Genomic DNA, 24,190 nt, shown 5'->3' with positions numbered 1-24,190 from the left:
CCATGTCGGATCCGGCTATCCTCAATAAAGTCCATAAAGCGACGCCGGCACGATCCGGCGCGCAACCCAGCACGAGCGCTTTGCCCCAGCCCCAGGCGCCCGACGCATCGTCTCGCAGCCCGTTTACCAGCGACACCACTCAGACGAGGAGATACATGCATCGCGCCACCAAGATTGTCGCCACGATCGGACCGGCATCGAGTTCGCCCGAAGTTCTTTTGCAGATGATGCAAGCGGGCCTGGACGTTGTGCGCCTGAACTTTTCGCACGGCACGGCCGACGATCACCGCAAGCGCGCCGAATACGTGCGCGAGGCGGCGCGCCAGACGGGGCGCGAGGTCGCCATCATGGCCGATCTGCAAGGCCCGAAGATTCGCGTCGGCAAGTTCGAGAAGGGCAAGACGATGCTGGAGCCGGGGCAGCCGTTCGTCCTCGATGCGAACTGCGAACTCGGCGACGACGAGCGCGTCGGCCTCGATTATCGCGACCTGCCGCGCGACTTGCGTCCGGGCGACGTGCTGCTGCTCAACGACGGGCTCATCGTGTTGACGGTCTCGCGCGTCGTCGGCGAAGAAATCCACACGATCGTCAAAGTGGGCGGCGAGCTGTCGAACAACAAAGGCATCAACCGTCAAGGCGGCGGCCTGACGGCGCCTGCGCTGACGGCCAAGGACATGGAAGACATTCGCACAGCGATGTCGATCGGCGTCGATTACATCGCCGTGTCGTTCCCGAAGAACGCGACCGACATGGAAATGGCGCGTCAACTCGCGAACATCGCCGGCGTGCCGTACGGCAACAAGCCCAAGATGATCGCGAAGATCGAACGCGCCGAGGCCATTCCGGCGCTGCAAGGCATCTTGGACGCCTCCGACGGCATCATGGTCGCGCGCGGCGACCTGGCCGTGGAAGTGGGCAACGCCGCCGTGCCCGCGCTGCAAAAGCGCATGATCCGCATGGCGCGCGAATCGAACAAGCTCGTGATCACGGCCACGCAGATGATGGAGTCGATGATCCACGCGCCGGTGCCCACGCGCGCCGAAGTGTCGGACGTCGCGAACGCCGTGCTCGACGGTACCGACGCCGTGATGCTTTCGGCCGAGACGGCGGCGGGCAAGTACCCCGTGCAAACGATCGAGGCGATGGCGGCGATCTGTATCGAAGCCGAAAAATCCGAGCACGTCGAACTCGACAAGGATTTTCTCGACCGCACCTTCACGCGCATCGATCAGTCGATCGCCATGGGCGCGTTGTTCACGGCCTATCACCTCGGTGCGAAGGCGATCGTGGCGCTGACCGAATCGGGCGCGACCGCCCTGTGGCTCTCGCGTCACTGGTCGCACGTGCCGATCTTCGCGCTCACCTCGCGCGTGGCGAGCGAGCGCGGCATGGCGCTGTACCGCAACGTCACGCCGCTTTCGGTCGAGCCTAACAGCGATCGCGATCAAGCGCTGAAGCAGGCGGTCGAAGTGGTCGTGTCCAAGGGCTTCGCCTCGCACGGCGACATGGTCGTGCTGACCGTCGGCGAGCCGATGGGCCAGGCGGGCGGCACCAATACGCTGAAAATCGTGCGCGTGGGCGACCCCTATTGACGACTGTCGGCGCAGCCGTTGGCAGGCGGCGCGCCGGACGTTGTCCGGCGCGCCGCTCGATCCCAAGTGCGGGTGAGGCCCCCGCTTCGCGATAAAATCGCGCATTCGCACAAAAAAGTGCCGACCGAGCACCCCAGATTTCAATCCAAGGAGTACAGCATGCCTCTCGTATCAATGCGTCAACTGCTGGATCATGCCGCCGAGCACGGCTACGGCCTACCGGCATTCAACGTGAACAACCTCGAGCAAGTGCAAGCGATCATGGCGGCGGCAGATCAGGTGGGCGCCCCGGTCATCATGCAAGCGTCGGCGGGCGCCCGCAAATATGCGGGCGAGGCGTTCTTGCGTCACTTGATCGAGGCGGCGATCGAATCGTATCCGCATATTCCGGTCGTGATGCATCAAGATCACGGTCAGTCGCCGGCCGTGTGCATGGCCGCGATCCGCAGCGGCTTCACGAGCGTGATGATGGACGGTTCGCTCCAGGCCGACGGCAAGAGCGTCGCCTCGTACGAATACAACGTCGACGTCTCGCGCAAGGTCGTGGAGATGGCGCATTCGATCGGCGTGACGGTGGAGGCCGAGCTGGGCGTGCTGGGCTCGCTCGAAACGATGAAGGGCGACAAGGAAGACGGCCATGGCGCCGAAGGCACGATGACGCGCGAGCAGCTCTTGACGGATGTCGAGCAGGCCGCCGATTTCGTGCAAAAGACGCAGTGCGACGCGCTTGCAATCGCGATCGGCACCTCGCACGGCGCCTACAAGTTCACGAAGAAGCCGACGGGCGACATCCTCGCCATCGACCGCATCAAGGACATCCACGCGCGCATCCCGAACACGCATTTGGTCATGCACGGCTCGTCGTCGGTGCCGCAAGAATTGCTGGCCGAGATCCGCGAGTTCGGCGGCGACATGAAGGAAACCTACGGCGTGCCGGTCGAGGAAATCCAAGAAGGGATCAAGCACGGCGTGCGCAAGATCAACATCGACACCGATCTGCGCCTGGCGATCACGGGCGCGATCCGTCGTTACCTGTTCGAAAATCCGAGCAAGTTCGACCCGCGCGATTACCTGAAGCCGGCCCGCGAAGCCGCCAAGAAGGTGTGTGTCGACCGCTACCTCGCATTCGGCTGCGAAGGGCAGGCAGGCAAGATCAAGCCCATCGCGCTCGACAAGATGGCGGAGAAGTACAAGGCGGGCGAGTTGGCGCAAGTGGTGCGCTAACCCCGTTGCTGCGCCCTGGCCTGTTCAAGCGCGTGGCTTGCGTGCGAGCATGGTCGGGCCGGGCGCGCGCCTGGTGTGAGCGATCGCCGTTCCCGATCCAATCGATGGGAACGGCGTTTGCCTTTTGTTGTTTTGCGGTGTTGGTTGTTTTGCAGTGTGTGGTTGGCGGGCGGCCGCTCTCGACCGCTTGCGCGCATGACGCTTGCCGGCGTCTTTCGTTTCATTCGTTCATCACTTTTGACTGACGGCTCACGACGATGTCTACCCTTTACGAATCTTCGCTCCACTCGCTGCCGCTGCTCGGCCGCGGCAAGGTCCGCGACAACTACGCGGTCGCCAACGACAAGCTGCTGATCGTCACGACCGATCGTTTGTCGGCGTTCGACGTCATCATGGGTGAGCCGATTCCGCGCAAGGGCGAGGTGCTGAACCAGATGGCCAATTTCTGGTTCGAGCGGTTGCAGCACATCGTGCCGAACCACATGACGGGCATCGCGCCCGAGTCGGTCGTCGCAGCCGATGAAGTCGAGCAAGTGAAGGGGCGTGCGGTGGTCGTCAAGCGGCTCGAGCCGATTCTCGTCGAGGCCGTCGTGCGCGGCTACCTCGCCGGCAGCGGCTGGAAGGACTACCAAGCGACGGGCGCCGTTTGCGGCGTCGCGCTGCCGCCCGGGCTGCAAAACGCGCAGAAGCTGCCCGAGCCGATTTTCACGCCCGCGGCCAAGGCCGAAATGGGGCAGCACGACGAGAACATCACGTTCGAGGACTGCGAGCGGCGCATCGGCACCGAGCTTGCCGCAACCATCCGCGACATCTCGATCAAGCTGTACAAGGAAGCGTCCGAATACGCCGCCACGCGCGGCATCATCATCGCCGACACCAAGTTCGAATTCGGTCTGGACAACCACGGCGAGTTGTTCCTGATGGACGAGGCTTTGACGGCGGATTCGTCGCGTTTCTGGCCGGCCGATCAATACCAAGTCGGCACGAACCCGCCGTCGTTCGACAAACAGTTCGTCCGCGACTGGCTCGAAGCGCAAAACTGGGGCAAGACGGCGCCGGCGCCGAAGCTGCCCGAGGATGTGATCGCCAAGACGAGCGAAAAGTATCAAGAAGCGCTCGAGCGGCTGACGGGTCGCAAGCTCGCGTGAGCGAGTGCACGCTTCGAAAGGAAAACCGCACGATGAGCGAAGTAGCACAAGCGGCCCACACGCATAGCGCGCCGGTGATCGGCGTGTTGATGGGATCGAGTTCCGATTGGGACGTCATGAAGCACGCCGTGGCGATCTTGCAAGATTTCGGGGTGCCCTACGAGGCGAAGGTCGTCTCGGCGCACCGCATGCCGGACGAAATGTTCGCGTATGCGCAAACAGCGCGCGAGCGCGGCTTGCGTGCGATCATCGCCGGCGCCGGAGGCGCGGCGCATCTGCCCGGGATGCTCGCCGCCAAGACCACGCTGCCGGTGCTGGGCGTGCCCGTGGCCAGCAAGTATCTGAAGGGTGTCGACTCGTTGCATTCGATCGTGCAGATGCCCAAGGGCGTTCCAGTCGCGACGTTCGCTATCGGCGAGGCTGGTGCGGCGAACGCGGCGCTGTTCGCCGTGGCGATATTGGCGGGTACATCGGCCGAGTACGCCGAGCGGCTCGCGGCCTTTCGCGTCAAGCAAAATGAGGCGGCCCACGCGATGGTGCTGCCGGCGCTGTAAGAGCGGTGGCCCGCCGTGGCGGCGGGCCTCTTCACCGGTCCCGTTTTCGCGACCATGGCTCCCCGTCCCGCTGCGGCTTGATGCGCCGCGGGCGTGACCGATCGACTCAACGATGAATCAAGAGAACACCCCCGTTTCACCGATCATGCCCGGCGCTTGGCTCGGGATGGTCGGCGGCGGCCAACTCGGCCGCATGTTCTGCTTCGCGGCCCAGGCGATGGGCTACCGTGTGGCCGTGCTCGATCCCGACGAAGCGAGCCCTGCCGGCAGCGTGGCCGATCGGCATGTACGCGCCGCCTATACCGACGAAGCGGCGCTGACCGAACTAGCGCGCCTGTGCGCGGCCGTATCGACCGAATTCGAGAACGTGCCGGCCGCAAGCCTGGACTTTTTGGCCCGCACGACGTTTGTCAGTCCCGCCGGACGCTGCGTTGCGATCGCTCAAGACCGGATCGCCGAAAAGCGCTTCATCGCCGAAGCCGGCGTGCCGGTTGCGCCGCACGTCGTAATCGAGTCGTCCGATACGCTCGCCGCCATCGACGACGCGGCCCTCGCAGCGGTGCTGCCGGGCATTTTGAAGACGGCGCGGCTCGGCTACGACGGAAAGGGCCAAGTGCGCGTCGCGAGCGTCGACGAGGCGCGAGAGGCTTACGGCGCGCTCGGCGGCGTCCCGTGCGTGCTCGAAAAGCGGCTGCCCCTCAAATACGAAGTCTCTGCGCTCATCGCGCGCGGTGCCAATGGCGCGACGGCCGTCTATCCGCTCGCGCAAAACCTCCACCGCGGCGGCGTGCTCGCGTTGACGGTGGTGCCCGCGCCTGAAGCGTCGCCGGCAATGGTCGAACAAGCGCAGTTGGCCGCAATCAGTATCGCCGAGAAGCTCGACTATGTCGGCGTGCTCTGCGTCGAGTTTTTCGTGCTCGAAGACGGCTCGCTCGTCGCGAACGAAATGGCGCCGCGCCCGCACAATTCCGGCCATTACACGGTCGATGCCTGCGCGGCGAGCCAATTCGAGCAACAAGTGCGCGCGATGACGGGCATGCCGCTAGGCGACACGCGTCAGCATTCGCCTGCAGTCATGCTCAATATTCTCGGCGACGTCTGGTTCCCCGCGAGCCCGAAGGGCGGCGCCGGCACGACGCCTGTCACGCCGCCCTGGCACGAGGTGGCGGCGATGCCGGCCGCGCGCCTGCATCTGTACGGCAAGGAAGATGCGCGGCCCGGGCGTAAGATGGGGCACGTGAATTTCACGGCTGCGACGCTCGACGAAGCGCGCACGGCCGCGCGCGATTGCGCACGGCTGCTGCATATCTCGCTCGCCTGAGCGAGCGGCCTATATTTAGCCCATAGTTCAGACGTGGCGACGATGCCCAACCGCCCTCTTTCCCCCGGCGTTCCGACGGTTTCCGACGCGCAAATCGACGAAGCCGCTGCGCTTCTGGACGCGGGCGAACTCGTTGCGTTTCCGACCGAGACCGTCTACGGCCTCGGGGGCGATGCCGAGAGTCCGGCTGCCGTCGCGCGAATCTACGCGGCCAAGGGTCGGCCGGCGAACCATCCAGTGATCGTTCATCTGGCGCCGCAAGGTGACCCGCAATACTGGGTGGCGCATTTGCCTTCCGATGCGCGCAAGCTGATCGACGCGTTTTGGCCGGGGCCGCTCACGCTGATCCTCGAGCGTGCACCGCACATTCCCGATGCGGTGAGCGGGGGGCAAACCTCCGTCGGCTTGCGTTGCCCATCGCACCCGGTGGCGCAAAGGCTGCTGGCAGCGTTCAGCGCGCGGCGCGGCGGGCATGGCGGGGTGGCGGCTCCGTCCGCCAATCGGTTCGGGCACGTGAGTCCGACCACGGCGCAGCACGTGCGCGACGAGTTCGGCGAAGCGATTCACGTGCTCGACGGCGGGCCTTGCGATGTGGGGATCGAATCGACGATTCTCGATCTTTCGCGCGGCTTTCCTGCGTTGCTGCGCCCGGGGCGGGTGACGCCGCTGGAGATCGCCGCGGTGCTCGGCGTCGCGCCGAAGCTGCCGGACGGCAGCGATGCGACGGCGCCCCGCGCCTCGGGCACGCTCAAAGCGCATTACGCGCCGCGCACGCCGCTCGCGCTGTTGCCGTTCGCGGCGCTCGAACCGATGCTGGGCGAAGCCAGCGCGGCAGGCGTGCGCGTTGCATTGGTTGCCCGCGTTTCGCGCGCCGGCGCATGGGCGGACGCGGCCAACGTTCATTTCATCGCGGCGCCCGAAGATCCGCATCTTTACGCGCGCGAACTCTACGGCTTGCTGCGCGCGCTCGATCGTGCGCAGGTGGCTCGCATCTTCGTCGAAAAGCTCCCCGACACGCCCGAATGGATCGCGGTCAACGATCGACTCGGCCGCGCGGCGGCGGCGTTTGCATCCGACGCATAGCGCTCGTTCGTGCCTTCTCGGCCTAGCCGGGCGCGCCGATACGAAGCAAAACGCCCGGTTTCGCGGGAGCGAAGAACCGCGCGTCAGTTGGGGAGGGCCTTCTTCACTCGTTCTCAAAAAACGGCATGCCGCGTCGAGGCCGAGCGAGGCGGGTTGCGCCGCCTCGCCTCCACATTACTTGCCGATACCGGCTGCCGCGATCTGCCGTTCGACTTGCTGCGCGAACAACGCGTGCAGGCGCGTCGTCGGATGCACGCTGTCGGCGAACATATAGCTCTGGTCGGCCCCGGTCGTCGTGTACATCTGCGGCGAGCAGAACAGCGACGAGGCGAGCGAAGCGCCGAACTGCGCCGGCGTCATGCCGTTCAGGACGCTCGGGTTGGCCTGGCCGTACGCCGTGGCCGAGGAGGCCATCTTCGTGAGGTTGCAGGCCGTGCCCGTATTGGCGACAGCGAAGCCGTTGGCCGTTGCGTTCGCCGACATGTTGTCGATGAACGTATAGGCGTCGACGTAGATCACCTTGTTCATGATGCCGCCCTGCGTCAGAGCCGTCGTAAGCGTCAGATTGAATACCTGGCTCAACTGCGTGAGGAGCGCGCCGCCGTCCGACGACGACAACCCGAGCGGCGTCTTGCCGATGTCGGGCACGTTCACGAGCACGACCTTCGTCGCGCCGTTTTGCAGCAGCGTGCCGACGGCGCCGGCGAGTGCTATCGCCGCGTTCTGCACCGCGGTCACTTCCGTTGCCGCGCTGGCCGGATTGGCGGCGATGACTGCCGCAGCCGTGAAGATGTCGTTCGGACCGCCTTGGATCATCACGAGCTGATTGCCGTTGAAGCTGCCGTGCGCGCTCAGGTAGTTTTGGATCTGCGTCGTAATCGGCACCGTGCTCAGAACCGGGTTGCCGACGCCGGGTTGCAGGGCGACGCGCGCACCGCCCTGCGCGTAGCCTAGGCCCGATTGCGCCGTGGGCGTCGCCATCGTGAAGCCGCCGGAGTAGGCAGGCGCGAGCGAGCTCCCGTAGTAGGCCGCGACGTCTTCGACCCAGATCGAACCCGGGTTCGTCGTGAACTCGCCGCCGCCGAAGTTGGCCTTCGCGTACCAGGCGTAGGTGCCGACGTCGGAGAGACTATCGCCGAACGAGACCGCCTGCAGCGCCACGCCGCCGGCCGGCGTCGAACTGGCCGGCGGCGAGCTGTCGCCACCGCCGCCGCAAGCTGCGAGCAGCGCGAACGCCGCGCACGCGATCGAGCTTTGCGCGAGGCGCAGCCAAGTGCTTTTTCGTGTCTTCTTACCGTGTTCCATCGACTTCATCTCCTCGTGTATGCGGCATGGCCGTGATCTGGTGCGTATTGCGCTCGCGCCGCGTGGTAAGCCGTCGCCCATTCGGGCGGTCCGAAGATCGCGCGCAGTTTATCGGCAAAGCGGGGCGCCTGCATCGCATCGGCGAGCATCGAGCGCCATTCGTGGAAAGTGGCTGTCAAGGGGTTGTACGTGCGCAGCGGTTCGACGATGCCGTACTGCGGCGCATCGTCCTCGTCCTCGGGCACATAGGTGCCGAACATCCTGTCCCAGATCACGAGCACGCCCGCAAAATTGCGATCGATGTAGCGCGGGTTGCGTGCATGATGGCAGCGATGAATCGACGGTGTGTTCAGCACGTATTCGAGCCAGCCCAAGCGGCCGATGGCCTGCGTATGGACAAAAAACTGGAACGCCAGATTGATGAGGACGATGGCGACGATCTGGTTCGGCGGGAAGCCGAGCAGCGCCAGCGGCGTCCAAAACGCCCACATCCCGGCGATCGGGTACATCAGGCTTTGCCGGAATGCCGTCGATAGATTGAGGCGCTCAGATGAGTGATGGACGACATGCGCGGCCCAAAACCAGCGGATGCGGTGGCTGCACCGGTGGAACACGTAGTACAGCAGGTCTTGGGCCAGGAATAGCACCGCGAACGAGAGCCACCCGCCGTGCCAGGTAAAAAGCCGGAAATGCGCATAGACGTATGCGTAGAAAGGCACGACGGCTAGCCACGCGAGCTTGTCAGCGCCTTGATGCAGCAGGGCGAGCGTGGCGTTGCACAGCGTGTCGGGCCAACTGTAGAGCCGATCGGCCCGGCGTGTGCGCGCGAGGTGCCATGCCTCCCAGCCGATGCATGCGAGAAAGACGGGCGCCATGGCGAGCAGAAGCAATTCGGCGTCGAATTGCATGACGTCTTCCTCCTTCGTGTCTCTTAGTTATGGATGCCTGGGTCCTCGCAGCATGCGCGGCCGCCTTGCCGGCGGCGCGTGGGACATACGTCCCCATCGGTCTCACGCCGGTCGTTGCCCGACAGCGTACACGCTCGCGCCGCGGCCGGCCTCATTTGATCGTAGAAGAAATATTCGGTGGGCGCGGCCCTTGGCAGCGCCGCCGAATGCCCCGTGGCTAGCGCAATCCCCGATAGACCCATTCGAGCAGGGCGTCGTGGGCGGCGCGCGCCGCGCCGGCGCGTTTGTCGTTGATGAAGCTGACCACCACGTAGCTTTGGCCGTCCGCGGCCGCGACGTAGCCTGCGATCGCACGTACGTCGTTGAGCGTGCCCGTCTTGATATGGGCATTGCCGAGCACCGGTTCGCTGCGCAGCCGGTTGCGCATGGTGCCGTCCACGCCTGCGACGGGCAGCGACGCGACGAACACCTGAGCGACGGGGCTCTCGTTCGCGTTTTGCAGCAAGTCCGCCATCGATTTCGCGCTGATGTGTTCCTCGCGCGAGAGGCCGGAGCCGTTCGCGAGCGTGAGCTCGGGCATGTCGAGCGCTTGCGTGCGCAGAAACCGTTCGATCACGGCGGTGGACTTCGCGGGCGTGGCGGGCGGTTTGTCGACCACGGCGCCGATCGTCAAGAACAAGTTGCGCGCCATGACGTTGTTGCTGAACTTGTTGATGTCGCGCACGACGTCCGACAGCACGGGACCGCGGTGCGTCGCGATCAGCCGCGCGCCGGAGGGGACCGGCCCCTCATGCGTCGTGCCTTCGAACGAGCCGCCCACCGAGCGCCATAGCGCGAGAAAGCCGCCCGCGAAGAAGGCCGTGTGATCGAGCATGGCGAGATTGATCGTGCGTGGCCCGCAGCGCAGCGGGTAGTCGCCCGAAAACAATGCATCGACGATGCCGTCTTGCCTGCGCGTGACGCTCGGCGTGAGCGCCGTATCCACGCCGACGCAGGCCCCGGCGCTGGCGTGCAGCGTGTTGTCGATCTGCAATTGCGCGAGCGCCGGAATGACGTCGATCGCGACGCTGCCGTCGGGCTCGGGCGTGAGCGTGAACGACAGCGATTTGAAGGCGTAAAGCAGCGGATCGGGGCCGACGTTGTACGGCGCTTCCGCATCGTCGTCGAAGGGCGGCAAATCGCGCGTCGAGGGATCGAAAAAGCGTTTGTCGAGGACGAGCGCGCCGTCGATTCCGCTAATGCCGGCTCGACGGATTTTATCGACTAGATCGATGAGCTCTTCAGGCACGAGCTTCGGATCGCCCGTGCCTTGGATGTAAAGATTGCCGTGCAGGACGCCGTTGCGGTCGAGCTCGCCGTCGGCATAGGCGCTCGTGCGCCAGCGGTAGTCGGGGCCGAGCACCGACAGGCCGGCATAGGTCGTGACGAGCTTCATGGTCGACGCCGGCAGCATCGGCGTTTGCGCATTCAGGGCGACGAGCGGCGTGCGATTGCCGATGCGCTCGACGACGACGCTGACCGACGAAAGCGGCACGTCCGCGCGCTTGAGCGCGCTGGTAACCGACACGGGCAACTGCGCTACGACGGGCGCGCGAGCATGATGCCGCAGCTTGCGGGCGTCGGCCGGGCCGGCCGCAGCCAGTGCGATGGCCGTGACGAGCGCGCATGCCACGCGCCAACGCGCATCGCCGTGCGGCGGGCGCGGGGCGGATGCGGCGCCTGCACGGGTCGCGGGCGACGGATCGAGCGAGGGACGGCGTGAGAAAAGGCGGAACGAAGCGAGAACGGCGGGGCGGCGAGTCGACGGAAAGAGTGAAGCGATCGTCATGGAGGATTGCGCAAAAAGCCGATGGCGAGGGCGCGGCGCGCGGGATGCGACGCGGCGAGCGCTCATTGTAGGGCGCTCGCGGCGAGAACAGCACGGGAAGTTTCCGGATCGGACCCGCTAGAATGCGCGTATGTGGGTCAACTCCGAAGTGCCGAGACTGAGTGTGAGGCGATGCGAATATTGCTAGTCGAAGACGACCGGATGATTGCCGAAGGCGTGCGCAAGGCGTTGCGCGGCGAAGGCTTCGCGGTCGATTGGGTGCAAGACGGCGAGGCTGCGCTGACCGCGGCGGGCGCCGAAACCTACGATCTCGTCCTGCTCGACTTGGGCCTGCCCAAGCGCGACGGGCTCGACGTGTTGCGCGCATTGCGCGCGCGCGGCAATGCGCTGCCGGTGTTGATCGTGACGGCGCGCGACGCCGTGGCCGATCGCGTGAAGGGGCTCGACGCCGGCGCCGACGACTATCTGGTCAAACCGTTCGACCTCGACGAGCTCGGCGCGCGCATGCGCGCGCTCATTCGACGACAAGCCGGCCGGTGCGAGTCGGTGATCCGGCACGGCCCGCTGACGCTCGATTCGTCCGCGCACCAAGTGACGTTGGACGGCGCGCCGGTCGCGCTCTCGGCGCGCGAGTTCGCGTTGCTCGAAGCGCTGCTGGCCCGGCCCGGCGCGGTGCTCTCCAAGACCCAGCTCGAAGAGAAGATGTACGGCTGGGGCGAGGAGATCGGCAGCAACACCGTCGAGGTGTACATTCACGCGCTGCGCAAGAAGCTCGGCGCCGATCTGATCCGCAACGTACGCGGCCTTGGCTACATGATCGCGAAAGATTAGGGCGACCGGCGCGACCCGACGCGACGCACTGCAACGCAAACCGAGGAACCGACGTCTCGATGCAATCCATTCGCCGTCAATTGCTGTTTTGGCTGCTCGGAATCGTGCTGGCCGGCGTGGGACTGGCCGGCTGGCTCATTTACCGGCAGGCCTTGGCCGAGGCCAACGAGCTGTTCGATTACCAGCTGCAGGAAATCGCCGCTGCGTTGCCGTCCGAGCCGTTCGCGCAGATTTTCGGCGCGCACAACGACGCCGACGAAGGCATCGTCATTCAGATCTGGAGCCGCACGGGCGCGCTGATGTACTACTCGCATCCGCGCGCGCCGCTGGCCCCGCGCGCCGAGCTCGGGTTTTCGACCGAACGCACGGACCGAGGCGATTGGCGCGTATACGGCGCCATCGTGGGCGACAACGTCGTGCAACTCGCGCAGCCGTTGTCCGTGCGCAATCGTCTCGCGGCCAACGTCGCCTTGCGCACATTGTGGCCGTTGATCGTCTTGTTGCCGTTTCTCGGCGCGGCCGTTTGGGGCGTCGTCGGACGCGGGCTCGCGCCGCTCGCGCGCGTCACGCGCGCGCTCGACGCGCGGCGGCCCGAGGCGCTCGACCCGCTGCCCGATGCGCGGCTGCCGCTCGAAGTGCGTCCGCTCGTGCGCGCGCTGAACGGGTTGCTCGCGCGCTTGTCGTCGGCGCTGGACACGCAGCGCGCGTTCGTCGCCGACGCCGCGCACGAGCTGCGCACCCCGCTCGCCGCCGTGCAAATTCAATCGCAACTGGTCGCGCGCGCGCAAGACGCCGATGCGCGCAAAGAGGCGCTGGCCGATTTGCAGGCGGGCATCACGCGCGCGACGCGCCTGGCCGAGCAACTGCTCGCCTTGGCGCGGGCGGAGCCCGATGCGAACGCCGTCAAGGAAGCCGTCGATTTGCGCGCGCTGCTCGCCGATTGCGTCGCCGCGCACGCGCCCATCGCCGAGCGCCGCGGCATCGATCTCGGCTTCGAGCAAGCGCAATCGGCCACCGTGTCGGCCGATGCCGATTCGCTGCGTGTCATGTTCGGCAATCTGCTCGACAATGCCGTCAAATACACGCCGGCCGGCGGCCGGATCGACGTGACGCTTTCCGCGCAGGCCGACGGCAGCGGCGCTTGCGTGCAGATCGCCGACAGCGGGCCGGGCATTCCGGCCGATGAGCGCGACCGCGTATTCGACCGCTTTTATCGGGATGCGTCGGCGCGAGCGCGCACCGACGTGTCGGGCAGCGGGCTCGGACTTGCGATCGTCAAGCGCGTCGCCAACCAGCATGGCGCCGCGATTGAACTCGGCGATGCGCCGCTCGGCGGCCTGCTCGTCACGGTGAAGTTTTCCTGAGGCGCAAAACGGCGCGGCGCCTGCCTGCGGCGTCGCCCGCAGGCAGGCGGGCGATGCGGCGGCTCACCTGCCTCGTTTCGGCCCGGCAATCGGACCCTTTCACGGTTAAGTCTCCTTTAAGCCAGCGCTTTTACTCTGCCTCACATCAAGCAAGGAGGCCTTTTCCTATGAACGCAAGAACGCTCTCTCGCGGCGCCGTGGCGATCGCCGTCGCCGCCGCGCTCTCGGCCGGCTACGTGGCTGGCACGCGTCACGCCGATCCGCAAATCATCACGGCTGCGCAAGCCGCCGCGATGATGCCGGCCGAGGCGGCCGCCAAAACGGGCATCCCCGACTTTTCCGGGCTCGTGGAAACGTACGGGCCGGCCGTCGTCAATATCAGCGCGAAGCATGTCGTGAAGCACACGGCGCGCCGCTCGATGCAGCAGTTGCCGGTCGACCCGAACGATCCGTTCTACCAATTCTTCAAGCGGTTCTACGGCCAATTCCCCGGCTTTAACGGTGGCGGCGGCGATGATGGCGGCGGCCAAGACGACACGCCGAGCGCGAGCCTCGGTTCGGGCTTCATCATCAGCAACGACGGCTACATCTTGACGAACGCGCACGTGGTCGATGGCGCGAACGTCGTCACGGTCAAGCTGACGGACAAGCGCGAGTTCCGCGCGAAGGTGGTGGGCACCGACAAGCAGTCGGACGTGGCGGTCCTCAAGATCAGCGCGACGAATCTGCCCACGGTGAAGATCGGCGACCCGAACCAGAGCAAGGTCGGCCAATGGGTAGTCGCGATCGGCTCGCCGTACGGTTTCGACAACACGGTCACCTCGGGCATCATCAGCGCGAAGGCGCGCTCGTTGCCCAACGAGAACTACACGCCTTTCATCCAAACGGACGTGCCGGTCAATCCCGGCAACTCGGGCGGCCCGCTGTTCAATCTGCAAGGACAGGTAATCGGGATCAATTCGATGATCTACTCGCAGACGGGCGGTTTCCAAGGGCTCTCGTTCGCGATTCCGATCGATGAAGCGATGCATGTCAAGGACGAGCTCGTCAAAACCGGCCACGTCAGCCGCGGCAGGCTCGGCGTCGCGGTGCAGGGCGTGAATCAGACGCTGGCCGATTCGTTCGGGCTGCAAAAACCCGTCGGTGCGCTCGTCAGCTCGGTCGATCCGGGCGGTCCTGCCGCCAAGGCGGGCTTGCAGGCCGGCGACGTGATCCTGGCCGTGAACGGTTCGCCCGTGAACGACTCGACCGATCTGCCCTCGCAGATCGCCAGCATGAAGCCCGGCACCAAGGCCACACTCGATGTCTGGCGCGACAAGAGCAAAAAGCAGTTGACGGTGACGCTCGGTTCGCTGACCGACACGAAAGTTGCCGATAGCGGGGCGAAGGCCACCGAACAGGGCCGCCTAGGCGTCGCCGTGCGCGCGCTCACGCCACAAGAGCGCAGCGGCACGTCGCTCTCGCACGGGTTGCTCGTGCAGCAATCGAGCGGTCCGGCGGCCAGCGCGGGCATTCAGCCCGGCGACGTGATTCTCGCGGTCAACGGCCGCCCGGTCACCTCGGTGGAACAGTTGCGGGACGTCATCGCCAAGGCCGGCAACAGCGTCGCGCTGCTGATTCAACGCGACAACGCACAGATCTTCGTACCCGTCGATCTGGGCTGAACCTGGCGCGCGCCGTCCCCGAGCCGGATGGCGCGCGGGAACGGGCCTTGCTCGCCTGTTCCTTTGAGCGCTGTGGTCGTCGTTTAAGCATACGTATCGACGACGCGCGCACGATCTAAAAGGAGCGATGCTATGAAAACGCAAATGAACAAGAAAACCGTCCTCGCCGCGGCTTTTGCCGCGCTCTCGCTCGGCGCGACGGCCGGAGCATTTGCGCAGAGTTCCGGCGCGGTCGGCGGCACGACCACCGATATGACGAGCGCCGGCAACGAGAACGGCAGCGGCATGCCGCAAATCGAGCACCAGGGCGACATCGCCTATGTGTCGGGCGGCGTGGGGAGCGACGAATCGGCGGCGCTCAAGCGCGCTCAGCACCAATGGCCGCTCGCCATGCGCTTCACGGGCCCGGGCGCCGACTACCTCGCCGACGTTCATGTGCGCATCGTTGGCCCGCACGACTCCGAGGTTCTCAAAGCCGATTCGAACGGTCCTTACATGCTGGTGAAGCTGCCCCCCGGCACCTATACCGTCCACGCGCGGTACAAGGACGAGGACCAAACTCGCCAGGTTCACGTCTCCAAGGGGCCGGGCGCGCGCGCCGATTTTCATTGGAACATCCAGTAGCGCACAGTCTGGTCGCCACGCGGCCCCACTTTCGCAGATAATGAAGCCACGGGCGCCCGCTCGTGGCTTTTTTTGTGCATCGCACACGGGCACCCGGCATACGCCTTGCGGGGGGAACTGCCATGACGAATGCCGATGCCTCACACCGAGTTGAAATCGAGCCGAACCGCCATCGTTTGCGCGTCATCCATGGCGGCATCACCATTGCCGACACGCGGCGCGGGTTGACGGTGAAGGAAACGGGCTTGCCCGACGTTTTCTATTTTCCGCGCGAAGACATCAACATGACGCGCCTGCAACGGTCGCAAAGCAAGTCGCACTGTCCGTACAAGGGCGATGCTTCGTACTTTCATTTGCTGACCGAAGAGGACGGTCCGGTCATCGATGCCGCCTGGAGCTACGAATCTCCGTTGCCAGGCGCCGAAGCAATCAAGGATTGTCTCGCGTTCTATTCGTCGCGCGTCGATCGCATCGACCAGACTTCCTAGCCGCCGCAAGGGCCATCGAGGAACCGCCATGGAATTGACCGACGCGCTGCGTGTCCCGCTCGCCCCGTCAGCGGTCCGCGAGGCTTTGCAGGACATCGCGTTGTTGCGCGCAAGCGTCGAAAATTGCGAGACCTTTAGCCGGTTGCCGAGCGGCGAGTACGCGCTGACGCTCACGGTGCCGCTCGGCCCGCTGCGTGCGCGCTACGAGGTGCGCGCGCATCTTGCCAGCTCCGACGCACGCCAGGCCGGGGGGCAAGACTCGCGCGCTGACGATTCGCTGCATCGCACGTTGAACTTCAAGGCGTGCGCGGCGGGCGTGGGGTCGCTGCGCGGGCAGATCGATGTGACGCTTTCCGATGGCGGGACCGTCGAAGGAGGGGGCGCGCAGGCCGGCGAGCCGACTGGTGAGCAGGCTGGGGAGGCGAATGAAACGCGCATCGACTATTCCGTTTGGGCGACACTGACCGGGCCGCTCGCGGAGCTGCCGCCGCGGCAGATCGAAAACGCGCTTCACGATCTCGCCGACGATTTCTTCGCCGAATTCTGCGCAGTGGTCGAAGCCAAACATGGCAGACGTGCGAACCGTGCCGCGGGCGGTGCGCGGCGTCAGCATGTGTTTCTCCGGCCGATCAGCCTCGCGCGTCATGGACGCAAGTCCTGGGAAAACGATGCGGCGGCGGCGCTCGGCGGCAGAGCGGCCGGCACGCTGGCGTCGCTGCGCGACGCTCACGGGCTGCATCGCGCGTCGCCGCCTCAGGCGATGCCGGCCTGGGCCTGGGCGGTGGCGGTCGTGCTCGTCGCCGTGTTGCTCTACGCATCGCACTGGTTCACCTGAACCGGCAAGTCCGTGTCCGGGCCCAGCAAGTCATGTCCCTCGGAATTCACGCCGGTAGTTCGATGGCGAGGTCTTGAACGCCTCGGCGAAATGCTGGCGCAATGAGACGGCCGAGCCGAAGCCAGCCGCCTCGGCGATGCCGTCGATGCTGTCGGTGGTGGTCTCGAGCAATTGCTGCGCGCGAGCAAGCCGTGCGGCGAGCAGCCATGCCCCCACGGTCGTCCCCGTCGCCAACTTGAAGCGCCGCGTGAACGTGCGGCGGCTCATCAATGCGCGCTCGGCAAGAGAATCGAGCGAATGCGATTCGGCCAGGTTCTGCTGCGCCCATTCGAGCAAGGTCGAGAGGCGATCGTCGCGCGCATCGACGCCGACGGGTTGCTCGACGAATTGCGCTTGATTGCCCTGGCGATGCGGCGGCACGACCAGGCGCCGCGCGACATAATTGGCCGCTCCCGCCCCGCAGCGGCGGCGCAGCAGATGCAGGCAGCAATCGAGACTGGCGGCGGTCCCCGCCGAAGTGAGCACGTCGCCGTCATCGACATAGAGCACGGCTGCATCGACGCGAATCGACGGGTACCGGCGCGCGAAGGTCTCGGCCCAAGCCCAATGCGTCGTCGCGGGCCTGCCGTCGAGCACGCCGGCCGCGGCGAGGACGAAGGCGCCCAGGCACAGACCCACCATCAGCGCGCCGCGTGCGTGCGCGGCGCGCAGTGAGGCAAGGAGCGCGTCGTGCGGTGTTTGGTGTGCGTCGCGCCAGCTCGGCACGATGACGATGTCGGCCTCGTCGATCGCATCGAGCCCGTGCGGCGCGCCGATCGTGAAGCCCGCCGTCGTGCGCAGCGTGCAGGGCTCGGCGGCGCAGACGCGCAGGTCGAAGCGGGGCACGCCGCCTCCGGCATAGTCTTCGCCGAAGACGAGACAGGGCACGGACAGATGAAATGGGCTGATGCCGTCGAACGCGACCACGGCGACGACGGGCGGGCGATCGGGCAAGCGGGCAGCGAGCGTCAAGGCGGTCTCCGGGCGCAAGGCGAACGAAATCAAAAGAGGGGGTGAGGCATATTGGCCCGATTCTATCGATATCTGGCTTTGGGGCCACTGTGACAGCCCATGCGATCGGGGAACAATGAGGCTCATCCCGTCGCCGCGCCGCTACCTCGAACTGCGAGGCGACGCCCTACAGTCAAGCATCGAAAGGAGTAGAGCCATGACCACGTCCCCGCGCCGCGCACTGATCGTCATCGACGTTCAAAACGAATACGTCACCGGCGACCTGCCGATCGAATACCCGCCCGTGCACGTTTCGCTGGCGAACATCGGCCGCGCGATCGACGCTGCGCATGCGCAACATGTGCCGGTGATCGTCGTGCAACATCTGTCGCCGCCCGACGCGCCGCTATTTGCGCGCGGTTCCGAGGGCGCCGCGTTGCATCCCGTCGTCGCTAGCCGCGCCTATGACCATTTGATCGAAAAGGGCCTGCCGAGCTCGTTCGCGGGCACGGACCTGGCCGATTGGCTCGCCGCACGCGAGATCGATACGCTCGCGGTCGTCGGTTACATGACGCAGAACTGCAACATATCGACCGTGCTGCATGCTTCCCATGCGGGGATGAAGGTCGAGGTGCTCAGCGATGCGACCGGGGCGCCGTCGTACGAGAACGAAGCGGGCTACGCAAGCGCCGAAGAAATCCACCGCACGTTCTCCGTCGTGATGCACGCGCGTTTTGGGGCGGTCGTCGGCACGGACGATTGGATTGCGGCGGTGAACGATGGCAAGCCGATCGCGGGCGGCTCGATCGCGGCGTCGAACAAGAAGGCGCGCTCGCGCGCGGCGCTCGGCGCTTGACGAGGCTGAACCTCGAACCCGCATTCAACCGCTCACTGCATGGGCCGGCTTGCGCAGCGCCGCGCTCGTGCGCAGGGCGTCGATGCAAGCATCGATGAACGCGTCGGTGTGCGAAGCGAACTCGACCGAAGCGGGCAGCAGCAGCGTGTCGCGCAAGCATCCGCCCACGACGGCGTGCAGATAGAGCGCGCTGCGGCGCGTGTCGAGGTCGGCTGGCAGTTGCGCCTTCTCCACGGCGAGCAGCAAGTCCTGCTCGATCTTGCCGACGCCTTCGCGCATGCTGGTTTGATGGCGCTCCTTGACCGGCCCCATCTCATCGACGAATTCGCATTTCAGAAACAAGATGTCGAACACGCGCCGGCGCCGCGCGTCGTCCGATGCCGCATGCAGACACCATTTCAAGACCGTGGCGAGGCGAGCCAGCGGATCGTCGTCGTCGAGGTCGTCGGGCCGCGCGCCGAGCTCGTCGAGCGGTAACAGCACGCGGTCGAACATGGCCGTGAACAAGTCCCCCTTGTTGGCGAAGTGCCAGTAAATCGCGCCCCGCGTGACGCCCGCCTGCGCCGCGATATCGGCGAGCGACGTGCGCGACACGCCCTTGTCGTAAAAGACCTGCTCGGCCGCATCCAGGATGCGATTGCGCGTTTGCAGAGCTTCTTCCTTCGTTCGTCTGACCATTTTTGCGATGCCCGTGGCGCGGGCGTGAAAGCGCGGGGGGTGCCGCCGCCGGCTGCTTTGCTACGAATTTGCCCGAAAAGGGCAAGCCCGGCGCGGGCCTGGAATCTTGTGTAACAGATGCCATTTTACATACAGTCGAGTATGTATATACAATACGCCGCAGCGTTTGAAGCGCCGTGAGTGAAATCGCGGGTAATATCGTCAGTCGTTTGTGCGCGTAAGCCGGCCGTCGTTTGCCGCCGCTCGCGCGCTCCTCGCGCGGCTCGTGCAGCGCCCCCGATGCGGGGCGCGCGATCCTCGTCCCTCGGCTGACATCAAGCGTCAAGCGTTTCGCGACGACCGTCGCGCTTCGCGCCTCGCGGGGGAAGAGGCGCGACAGGATCATTTCATTCCCAGTCAATAGACCAGAGGTTGCTCCATGCGTGTCCAACCGGTTCCATTTCGCTTAATCTGCGCCGCGGCGGCGGCTGTCGCGCTCGCAGCGTGCGGACAGAAACCCTCGGCGCCACCGCAGCAAACACCGGAAGTCGGTGTCTTCACCGTGCAGCCGAGCGCCGTGCCGGTGGTCACCGAGCTGCCGGGCCGCACCAACGCGTTTCTCGTCGCCCAAGTGCGCGCGCGCGTGGACGGCATCGTGCAGCGGCGCGAATTCACCGAAGGCAGCGAAGTGAAGGCGGGCCAGCGGCTCTACAAGATCGACCCGGCGCCGTATCAAGCCGCGCTCAACAGCGCGAAAGCGACGCTCGCCAAGGCGCAAGCCAATCTCGCCACCACGACCGCGCAGGCCAATCGCTACAAGGTGCTCGTTGCCGCGAACGCCGTCAGCAAGCAGGACTTCGACAACGCGGTGGCCGCGCAAGGTCAGGCGCAGGCCGATGTCGCCGCCGGCAAAGCGTCGGTGGAAACGGCTCAGATCAATCTCGGCTACACCGATGTCGTCGCGCCGATCTCGGGCCGCACCGGCGTCTCCCAGGTCACGCCCGGCGCCTACGTGCAGGCGAGCCAAGCGACGCTGATGAATACGATCCAGCAACTGGATCCGATGTACGTCGATTTGACGCAATCGAGCCTCGATGGCCTGAAGCTGCGCCGCGACGTGCAGGAAGGGCGCTTGAAAACGACAGGCCCGGGCGCCGCCAAGGTCACCCTGATTCTCGAAGATGGCCGCCCGTACCCGCTGCCGGGCAAATTGCAGTTCTCCGACGTCACCGTCGATCAATCCACCGGTTCGGTCACGATCCGCGCGCTGTTTCCGAACCCCAACCGCGTGCTGCTGCCCGGCATGTTCGTGCGGGCGCGCATCGAAGAAGGCGTGAACGAGCACGCGATGCTCGTGCCGCAGATCGGCGTGACGCACGACCAAAAGGGCACGCCGATCGCGCTCGTGGTCGGCCCCGACAACAAGGTCGCACCGCGCACGCTCGTCACCGCGGGCATGCAAGGCCCCGATTGGATCGTCGATAGCGGATTGCAGCCGGGCGATCGCGTGATCGTGCAGGGCACGGAGAAGGTGCACCCCGGCATGCAAGTGAAGGCCGTGCCGGCCCAATTGCCGGCGACCGCCATCGGCGCGTCGGCCACGCCCGCGCCCGCCGCTTCGGGCGGCAACGCGGCTGCGGCTGTCGGCGGCTCGGCCGCGCCGGCGTCCGGCGCGTCCGCAGGTTGATCACGGAGAGCCCGCTACATGGCTAAATTCTTTATCGATCGGCCGATCTTCGCCTGGGTGATTGCGATCATCCTGATGCTCGCGGGGGTCGCGTCGATCTTCAATCTTCCCATCGCGCAGTACCCGACGATCGCGCCGCCTTCGATCCAAATTTCGGCGAGCTACCCGGGCGCGTCGGCCAAGACGGTCGAAAACACGGTGACGCAGGTCATCGAGCAGCAGATGAGCGGGCTCGACCATCTGCTTTATCTGTCCTCGACGAGCGACGACTCCGGCACCGCCACGATCACCTTGACCTTCGATGCCGGCACGAACCCGGACATCGCGCAGGTGCAGGTGCAAAACAAGCTGTCGCTCGCCACGCCCTTGTTGCCCACGGTCGTGCAGCAGCTCGGCACGAAGGTGACGAAGTCGAGCAGCAGCTTCTTGCTCGTGCTCGCGTTCGTCTCCGAAGACGGCAGCATGAGCAAGTACGATCTTGCCAATTACGTCGCGTCGCATATCCAAGACCCGATCAGCCGGCTCAATGGCGTGGGTACCGTGACGCTGTTCGGCACGCAATACGCGATGCGGATTTGGCTCGACCCGCACAAGCTGACCAACTACAGCCTGACGCCGGGCGACGTCGTCACGGCCTTGCAGCAGCAAAACGTCCAGATCGCGGGCGGCCAACTCGGCGGCACGCCGGCCGTTCCCGGCCAGATGCTGCAAGCGACGATCACCGAGCAGACTTTGCTTCGCACGCCAAAGGATTTCGGCGACGTCCAGTTGAAGGTCAATCCGGACGGCTCGCAAGTGCGGATCAAGGACGTTGCGCGCGTCGAGCTCGGCGGCGAAACGTACAACTTCGACACGAAGTACAACGGTCAGCCGACGGCGGGCATGGGCATTCAGCTCGCGACGGGCGCGAACGCGCTGCAGACGGCCAAGGAAGTGCGCGCGAAGATCAACGAGTTGTCGAAGTACTTCCCGCATGGCCTCGTCGTGAAGTATCCGTATGACACGACGCCGTTCGTGCGCTTGTCGATCGAGGAAGTGATCAAGACGCTGCTCGAGGGCATCGTGCTGGTCTTCCTCGTGATGTACCTGTTCTTGCAGAACTTGCGCGCCACCTTGATTCCGACGATCGCCGTGCCCGTGGTTCTGCTCGGCACGTTCGCTATCATGAACGTCGTGGGCTTCTCGATCAACGTGCTGTCGATGTTCGGCCTCGTGCTGGCGATCGGTTTGCTCGTCGACGACGCGATCGTCGTCGTCGAGAACGTCGAGCGCGTGATGAGCGAGGAGGGCCTCTCGCCACGGGAGGCGACGCGCAAGGCGATGGGGCAGATCACGGGCGCGCTCGTCGGCGTGGCGCTCGTGCTGTCGGCCGTGTTCGTGCCGGTGGCGCTGTCGGGCGGCTCGGTCGGCGCGATCTACCGGCAGTTCTCGTTGACCATCGTCTCGGCGATGGTGCTGTCGGTGCTCGTCGCATTGGTGCTGACGCCGGCGTTGTGCGCGACGATCCTCAAGCCGGTTCAGCCCGGCGAGCATGCTGCGACGACGGGCTTCTTCGGCTGGTTCAACCGTACCTTCGACAAGAGCCGCGACAAATACCATCGCGGCGTGCATCACGTCATTCGCCGCTCCGGGCGGTGGCTCGTGATCTATCTCGCGGTGATCGTGGCCGTCGGCCTGCTGTTCGTGCGTCTGCCCAAATCGTTCTTGCCCGAGGAAGATCAAGGCCTCATGTTCGTCATCGTGCAAACGCCGACGGGCTCGACGCAAGAAACGACGGCGCGCACGCTGGCGAATATCTCCGACTATCTGCTCAAGCAGGAAAAGTCGCTCGTCGAATCGGTGTTCACGGTGAACGGCTTCAGTTTCGCGGGGCGCGGCCAGAACTCGGGTCTCGTATTCGTGCGGCTGAAGGACTATGGTTTGCGCCAGGGCTCCGACGAGAAGGTGCAGGCGATCATTCAACGGATGTTCATGCATTACTCGCGTTACAAGGACGCGATGGTCATTCCGTTCAATCCGCCGTCCATTCCTGAGCTCGGCACGGCGTCCGGCTTCGATTTCGAGCTGACCGACAACGCGGGTTTGGGTCACGACACGCTGATGGCTGCGCGCAATCAGTTGCTGGGGATGGCGGCCAAGGATCCGACGCTCGCGCTCGTGCGACCGAACGGCCTGAACGATACGCCGCAGTTCAAGGTCGACATCGACCGCGAGAAGGCGCAAGCGCTTGGCGTTTCGCCGCAAGCGATCGACCAGACCTTCTCGGTGGCGTGGGCCTCGCAGTACGTGAACAACTTCCTCGATACCGACAACCGGATCAAGAAGGTCTACGTGATGGCCGATGCGCCATTTCGCATGACGCCCGACGATATGGGCCACTGGTACGTGCGCAATGCGTCGGGCACGATGGTGCCGTTCACTTCATTCGCCACGGGGCATTGGACTTTCGGTTCGCCCAAGCTCGAACGTTACAACGGCATCTCGTCGATGGAAATCCAAGGCGCGGCCGCGCCGGGCAAGAGCACGGGCCAGGCGATGCAGGCGATGCAGAAGATCGCGGCCAAGCTGCCGGCCGGCATCGGCTACTCGTGGACGGGGCTTTCGTTCCAGGAAATTCAATCGGGCTCTCAAGCGCCGATTCTCTACGGCGTGTCGATCCTCGTCGTGTTCCTGTGCCTGGCCGCACTCTACGAGAGCTGGTCGATTCCGTTCTCGGTCATCATGGTCGTGCCGCTCGGCGTGATCGGCGCGCTGCTCGCCGCGACGCTGCGCGGGCTCGAGAACGACGTGTTCTTCCAAGTCGGTCTGTTGACGACGGTCGGCCTTTCGGCCAAGAACGCGATTCTGATCGTCGAATTCGCGCGCGAACTGCAACGTGGCGAGGGCATGGGGCCTGTCGAGGCCGCGATGGAAGCGGCGCGGTTGCGGTTGCGCCCGATCTTGATGACATCGCTCGCGTTCATTCTCGGCGTGCTGCCGCTCGCGATCAGCAATGGCGCGGGCTCGGCCAGCCAGCATGCGATCGGCACCGGTGTGATCGGCGGTATGTTGACGGCTACGTTCCTCGCCATCTTCTTCATCCCGATGTTCTTCGTCGTGATCCGCGCGAAGTTCGCGGGAGAGGCCGAGGACGCGGACCAAGCCGCACGCCGCGCGGAGGCGCACCACGCAGCGCCGCATTTGCCGGGTAATGGCGAGAACCAGAACGGCGACGAAGGACATTGAGATGCA

The 24,190-nt window shown here is 65.4% G+C and carries 20 protein-coding genes; 15 read left to right on the top strand and 5 right to left on the bottom strand.

What is annotated here, in order from left to right; translation table 11 throughout:
- Nucleotides 1-2: 2 nt before the first annotated feature.
- From pyk to MMB74_RS03520, 6 genes are all read left to right on the top strand, one after another.
- Nucleotides 3-1,592: a pyruvate kinase gene (gene pyk / locus MMB74_RS03545; protein WP_277427711.1), complete on the top strand. Its 1,590-nt coding sequence runs from the start codon at nucleotides 3-5 to the stop codon at nucleotides 1,590-1,592.
- Between the two features lie 159 nt (nucleotides 1,593-1,751).
- On the top strand, nucleotides 1,752-2,816 hold the full coding sequence (fba, locus tag MMB74_RS03540) for a class II fructose-bisphosphate aldolase (RefSeq protein WP_277427226.1): 1,065 nt from the start codon (nucleotides 1,752-1,754) through the stop codon (nucleotides 2,814-2,816).
- A gap of 257 nt (nucleotides 2,817-3,073) precedes the next feature.
- Nucleotides 3,074-3,964, top strand: a complete 891-nt coding sequence (locus MMB74_RS03535; protein WP_277427225.1) for a phosphoribosylaminoimidazolesuccinocarboxamide synthase — start codon at nucleotides 3,074-3,076, stop codon at nucleotides 3,962-3,964.
- Between the two features lie 32 nt (nucleotides 3,965-3,996).
- Entirely contained in the window at nucleotides 3,997-4,518 is a 522-nt protein-coding gene (gene purE, locus MMB74_RS03530) for a 5-(carboxyamino)imidazole ribonucleotide mutase (protein WP_277427224.1), read from the top strand.
- Between the two features lie 112 nt (nucleotides 4,519-4,630).
- Nucleotides 4,631-5,839 (top strand): 5-(carboxyamino)imidazole ribonucleotide synthase, encoded by a 1,209-nt coding sequence (locus tag MMB74_RS03525; protein ID WP_277427223.1) that lies wholly within the window; start codon nucleotides 4,631-4,633, stop codon nucleotides 5,837-5,839.
- A 42-nt stretch (nucleotides 5,840-5,881) separates the two neighbouring features.
- Entirely contained in the window at nucleotides 5,882-6,922 is a 1,041-nt protein-coding gene (locus MMB74_RS03520; RefSeq protein ID WP_277427222.1) for an L-threonylcarbamoyladenylate synthase, read from the top strand.
- A gap of 174 nt (nucleotides 6,923-7,096) precedes the next feature.
- Here MMB74_RS03520 and MMB74_RS03515 read toward each other — a convergent pair whose 3' ends face one another.
- The 3 genes from MMB74_RS03515 to dacB all read right to left on the bottom strand — a co-directional run bounded on the left by MMB74_RS03515 (nucleotide 7,097) and on the right by dacB (nucleotide 10,963).
- Nucleotides 7,097-8,227 (bottom strand): SGNH/GDSL hydrolase family protein, encoded by a 1,131-nt coding sequence (locus tag MMB74_RS03515; protein ID WP_277427221.1) that lies wholly within the window; start codon nucleotides 8,225-8,227, stop codon nucleotides 7,097-7,099.
- A gap of 5 nt (nucleotides 8,228-8,232) precedes the next feature.
- Nucleotides 8,233-9,135 (bottom strand): sterol desaturase family protein, encoded by a 903-nt coding sequence (locus MMB74_RS03510; protein WP_277427220.1) that lies wholly within the window; start codon nucleotides 9,133-9,135, stop codon nucleotides 8,233-8,235.
- A gap of 217 nt (nucleotides 9,136-9,352) precedes the next feature.
- The gene (dacB, locus tag MMB74_RS03505) at nucleotides 9,353-10,963 is read right to left on the bottom strand and encodes a D-alanyl-D-alanine carboxypeptidase/D-alanyl-D-alanine-endopeptidase (RefSeq protein ID WP_277427219.1); all 1,611 of its coding nucleotides are present in this window, start codon (nucleotides 10,961-10,963) and stop codon (nucleotides 9,353-9,355) included.
- A 171-nt stretch (nucleotides 10,964-11,134) separates the two neighbouring features.
- Here dacB and MMB74_RS03500 point away from each other — a divergent pair, with 171 nt between their 5' ends.
- The 6 genes from MMB74_RS03500 (at nucleotide 11,135) to MMB74_RS03475 (ending at nucleotide 16,769) form a co-directional block, all read left to right on the top strand.
- Complete coding sequence (locus MMB74_RS03500; RefSeq protein WP_277427218.1) at nucleotides 11,135-11,794, top strand: response regulator; 660 nt, start codon at nucleotides 11,135-11,137, stop codon at nucleotides 11,792-11,794.
- Between the two features lie 59 nt (nucleotides 11,795-11,853).
- Nucleotides 11,854-13,158 carry an ATP-binding protein gene (locus MMB74_RS03495; RefSeq protein WP_277427217.1) on the top strand — a complete coding sequence of 435 codons (1,305 nt, stop codon included), beginning with the start codon at nucleotides 11,854-11,856 and terminating at the stop codon, nucleotides 13,156-13,158.
- 167 nt (nucleotides 13,159-13,325) lie between these two features.
- Entirely contained in the window at nucleotides 13,326-14,822 is a 1,497-nt protein-coding gene (locus tag MMB74_RS03490; protein ID WP_277427216.1) for a DegQ family serine endoprotease, read from the top strand.
- 132 nt (nucleotides 14,823-14,954) lie between these two features.
- Complete coding sequence (locus tag MMB74_RS03485) at nucleotides 14,955-15,446, top strand: carboxypeptidase-like regulatory domain-containing protein (RefSeq protein WP_277427215.1); 492 nt, start codon at nucleotides 14,955-14,957, stop codon at nucleotides 15,444-15,446.
- A 122-nt stretch (nucleotides 15,447-15,568) separates the two neighbouring features.
- Nucleotides 15,569-15,934 (top strand): DUF427 domain-containing protein, encoded by a 366-nt coding sequence (locus MMB74_RS03480; RefSeq protein ID WP_277427214.1) that lies wholly within the window; start codon nucleotides 15,569-15,571, stop codon nucleotides 15,932-15,934.
- Nucleotides 15,935-15,962: 28 nt separating this feature from the next.
- Entirely contained in the window at nucleotides 15,963-16,769 is an 807-nt protein-coding gene (locus MMB74_RS03475) for a carbon monoxide dehydrogenase (protein ID WP_277427213.1), read from the top strand.
- A gap of 30 nt (nucleotides 16,770-16,799) precedes the next feature.
- Here the strand turns inward: MMB74_RS03475 and MMB74_RS03470 are convergent, their stop codons facing one another.
- Nucleotides 16,800-17,780, bottom strand: a complete 981-nt coding sequence (locus MMB74_RS03470; RefSeq protein WP_277427212.1) for a helix-turn-helix domain-containing protein — start codon at nucleotides 17,778-17,780, stop codon at nucleotides 16,800-16,802.
- 196 nt (nucleotides 17,781-17,976) lie between these two features.
- Here MMB74_RS03470 and MMB74_RS03465 point away from each other — a divergent pair, with 196 nt between their 5' ends.
- Nucleotides 17,977-18,615 (top strand): cysteine hydrolase family protein, encoded by a 639-nt coding sequence (locus tag MMB74_RS03465; protein ID WP_277427211.1) that lies wholly within the window; start codon nucleotides 17,977-17,979, stop codon nucleotides 18,613-18,615.
- A gap of 24 nt (nucleotides 18,616-18,639) precedes the next feature.
- Here the strand turns inward: MMB74_RS03465 and MMB74_RS03460 are convergent, their stop codons facing one another.
- The gene (locus MMB74_RS03460) at nucleotides 18,640-19,293 is read right to left on the bottom strand and encodes a TetR family transcriptional regulator (protein WP_277427210.1); all 654 of its coding nucleotides are present in this window, start codon (nucleotides 19,291-19,293) and stop codon (nucleotides 18,640-18,642) included.
- A 418-nt stretch (nucleotides 19,294-19,711) separates the two neighbouring features.
- Between MMB74_RS03460 and MMB74_RS03455 the strand changes: the two genes are divergently transcribed.
- Both MMB74_RS03455 and MMB74_RS03450 read left to right on the top strand, forming a co-directional pair.
- A complete protein-coding gene (locus MMB74_RS03455) occupies nucleotides 19,712-20,959 on the top strand; it encodes an efflux RND transporter periplasmic adaptor subunit (protein ID WP_277427209.1) in 1,248 nt (415 codons plus the stop codon).
- An 18-nt stretch (nucleotides 20,960-20,977) separates the two neighbouring features.
- Nucleotides 20,978-24,184 (top strand): efflux RND transporter permease subunit, encoded by a 3,207-nt coding sequence (locus MMB74_RS03450; protein ID WP_277427208.1) that lies wholly within the window; start codon nucleotides 20,978-20,980, stop codon nucleotides 24,182-24,184.
- Nucleotides 24,185-24,190 lie beyond the last annotated feature (6 nt).

Source organism: Trinickia sp. Y13 (genome assembly GCF_029522115.1).
GTDB lineage: Bacteria > Pseudomonadota > Gammaproteobacteria > Burkholderiales > Burkholderiaceae > Trinickia.
Note: the sequence above shows the minus strand (reverse complement) of the source record. Positions and strands in the feature narration are given on the sequence as shown.

Coding starts and splice junctions, on each gene's coding strand:
- pyk (WP_277427711.1), top strand. CDS start 3: ATGTCGGATCCGGCTATCCTCAATAAAGTCCATAAAGCGACGCCGGCA.
- fba (WP_277427226.1), top strand. CDS start 1,752: ATGCCTCTCGTATCAATGCGTCAACTGCTGGATCATGCCGCCGAGCAC.
- MMB74_RS03535 (WP_277427225.1), top strand. CDS start 3,074: ATGTCTACCCTTTACGAATCTTCGCTCCACTCGCTGCCGCTGCTCGGC.
- purE (WP_277427224.1), top strand. CDS start 3,997: ATGAGCGAAGTAGCACAAGCGGCCCACACGCATAGCGCGCCGGTGATC.
- MMB74_RS03525 (WP_277427223.1), top strand. CDS start 4,631: ATGAATCAAGAGAACACCCCCGTTTCACCGATCATGCCCGGCGCTTGG.
- MMB74_RS03520 (WP_277427222.1), top strand. CDS start 5,882: ATGCCCAACCGCCCTCTTTCCCCCGGCGTTCCGACGGTTTCCGACGCG.
- MMB74_RS03515 (WP_277427221.1), bottom strand. CDS start 8,227: ATGGAACACGGTAAGAAGACACGAAAAAGCACTTGGCTGCGCCTCGCG.
- MMB74_RS03510 (WP_277427220.1), bottom strand. CDS start 9,135: ATGCAATTCGACGCCGAATTGCTTCTGCTCGCCATGGCGCCCGTCTTT.
- dacB (WP_277427219.1), bottom strand. CDS start 10,963: ATGACGATCGCTTCACTCTTTCCGTCGACTCGCCGCCCCGCCGTTCTC.
- MMB74_RS03500 (WP_277427218.1), top strand. CDS start 11,135: ATGCGAATATTGCTAGTCGAAGACGACCGGATGATTGCCGAAGGCGTG.
- MMB74_RS03495 (WP_277427217.1), top strand. CDS start 11,854: ATGCAATCCATTCGCCGTCAATTGCTGTTTTGGCTGCTCGGAATCGTG.
- MMB74_RS03490 (WP_277427216.1), top strand. CDS start 13,326: ATGAACGCAAGAACGCTCTCTCGCGGCGCCGTGGCGATCGCCGTCGCC.
- MMB74_RS03485 (WP_277427215.1), top strand. CDS start 14,955: ATGAAAACGCAAATGAACAAGAAAACCGTCCTCGCCGCGGCTTTTGCC.
- MMB74_RS03480 (WP_277427214.1), top strand. CDS start 15,569: ATGACGAATGCCGATGCCTCACACCGAGTTGAAATCGAGCCGAACCGC.
- MMB74_RS03475 (WP_277427213.1), top strand. CDS start 15,963: ATGGAATTGACCGACGCGCTGCGTGTCCCGCTCGCCCCGTCAGCGGTC.
- MMB74_RS03465 (WP_277427211.1), top strand. CDS start 17,977: ATGACCACGTCCCCGCGCCGCGCACTGATCGTCATCGACGTTCAAAAC.
- MMB74_RS03460 (WP_277427210.1), bottom strand. CDS start 19,293: ATGGTCAGACGAACGAAGGAAGAAGCTCTGCAAACGCGCAATCGCATC.
- MMB74_RS03455 (WP_277427209.1), top strand. CDS start 19,712: ATGCGTGTCCAACCGGTTCCATTTCGCTTAATCTGCGCCGCGGCGGCG.
- MMB74_RS03450 (WP_277427208.1), top strand. CDS start 20,978: ATGGCTAAATTCTTTATCGATCGGCCGATCTTCGCCTGGGTGATTGCG.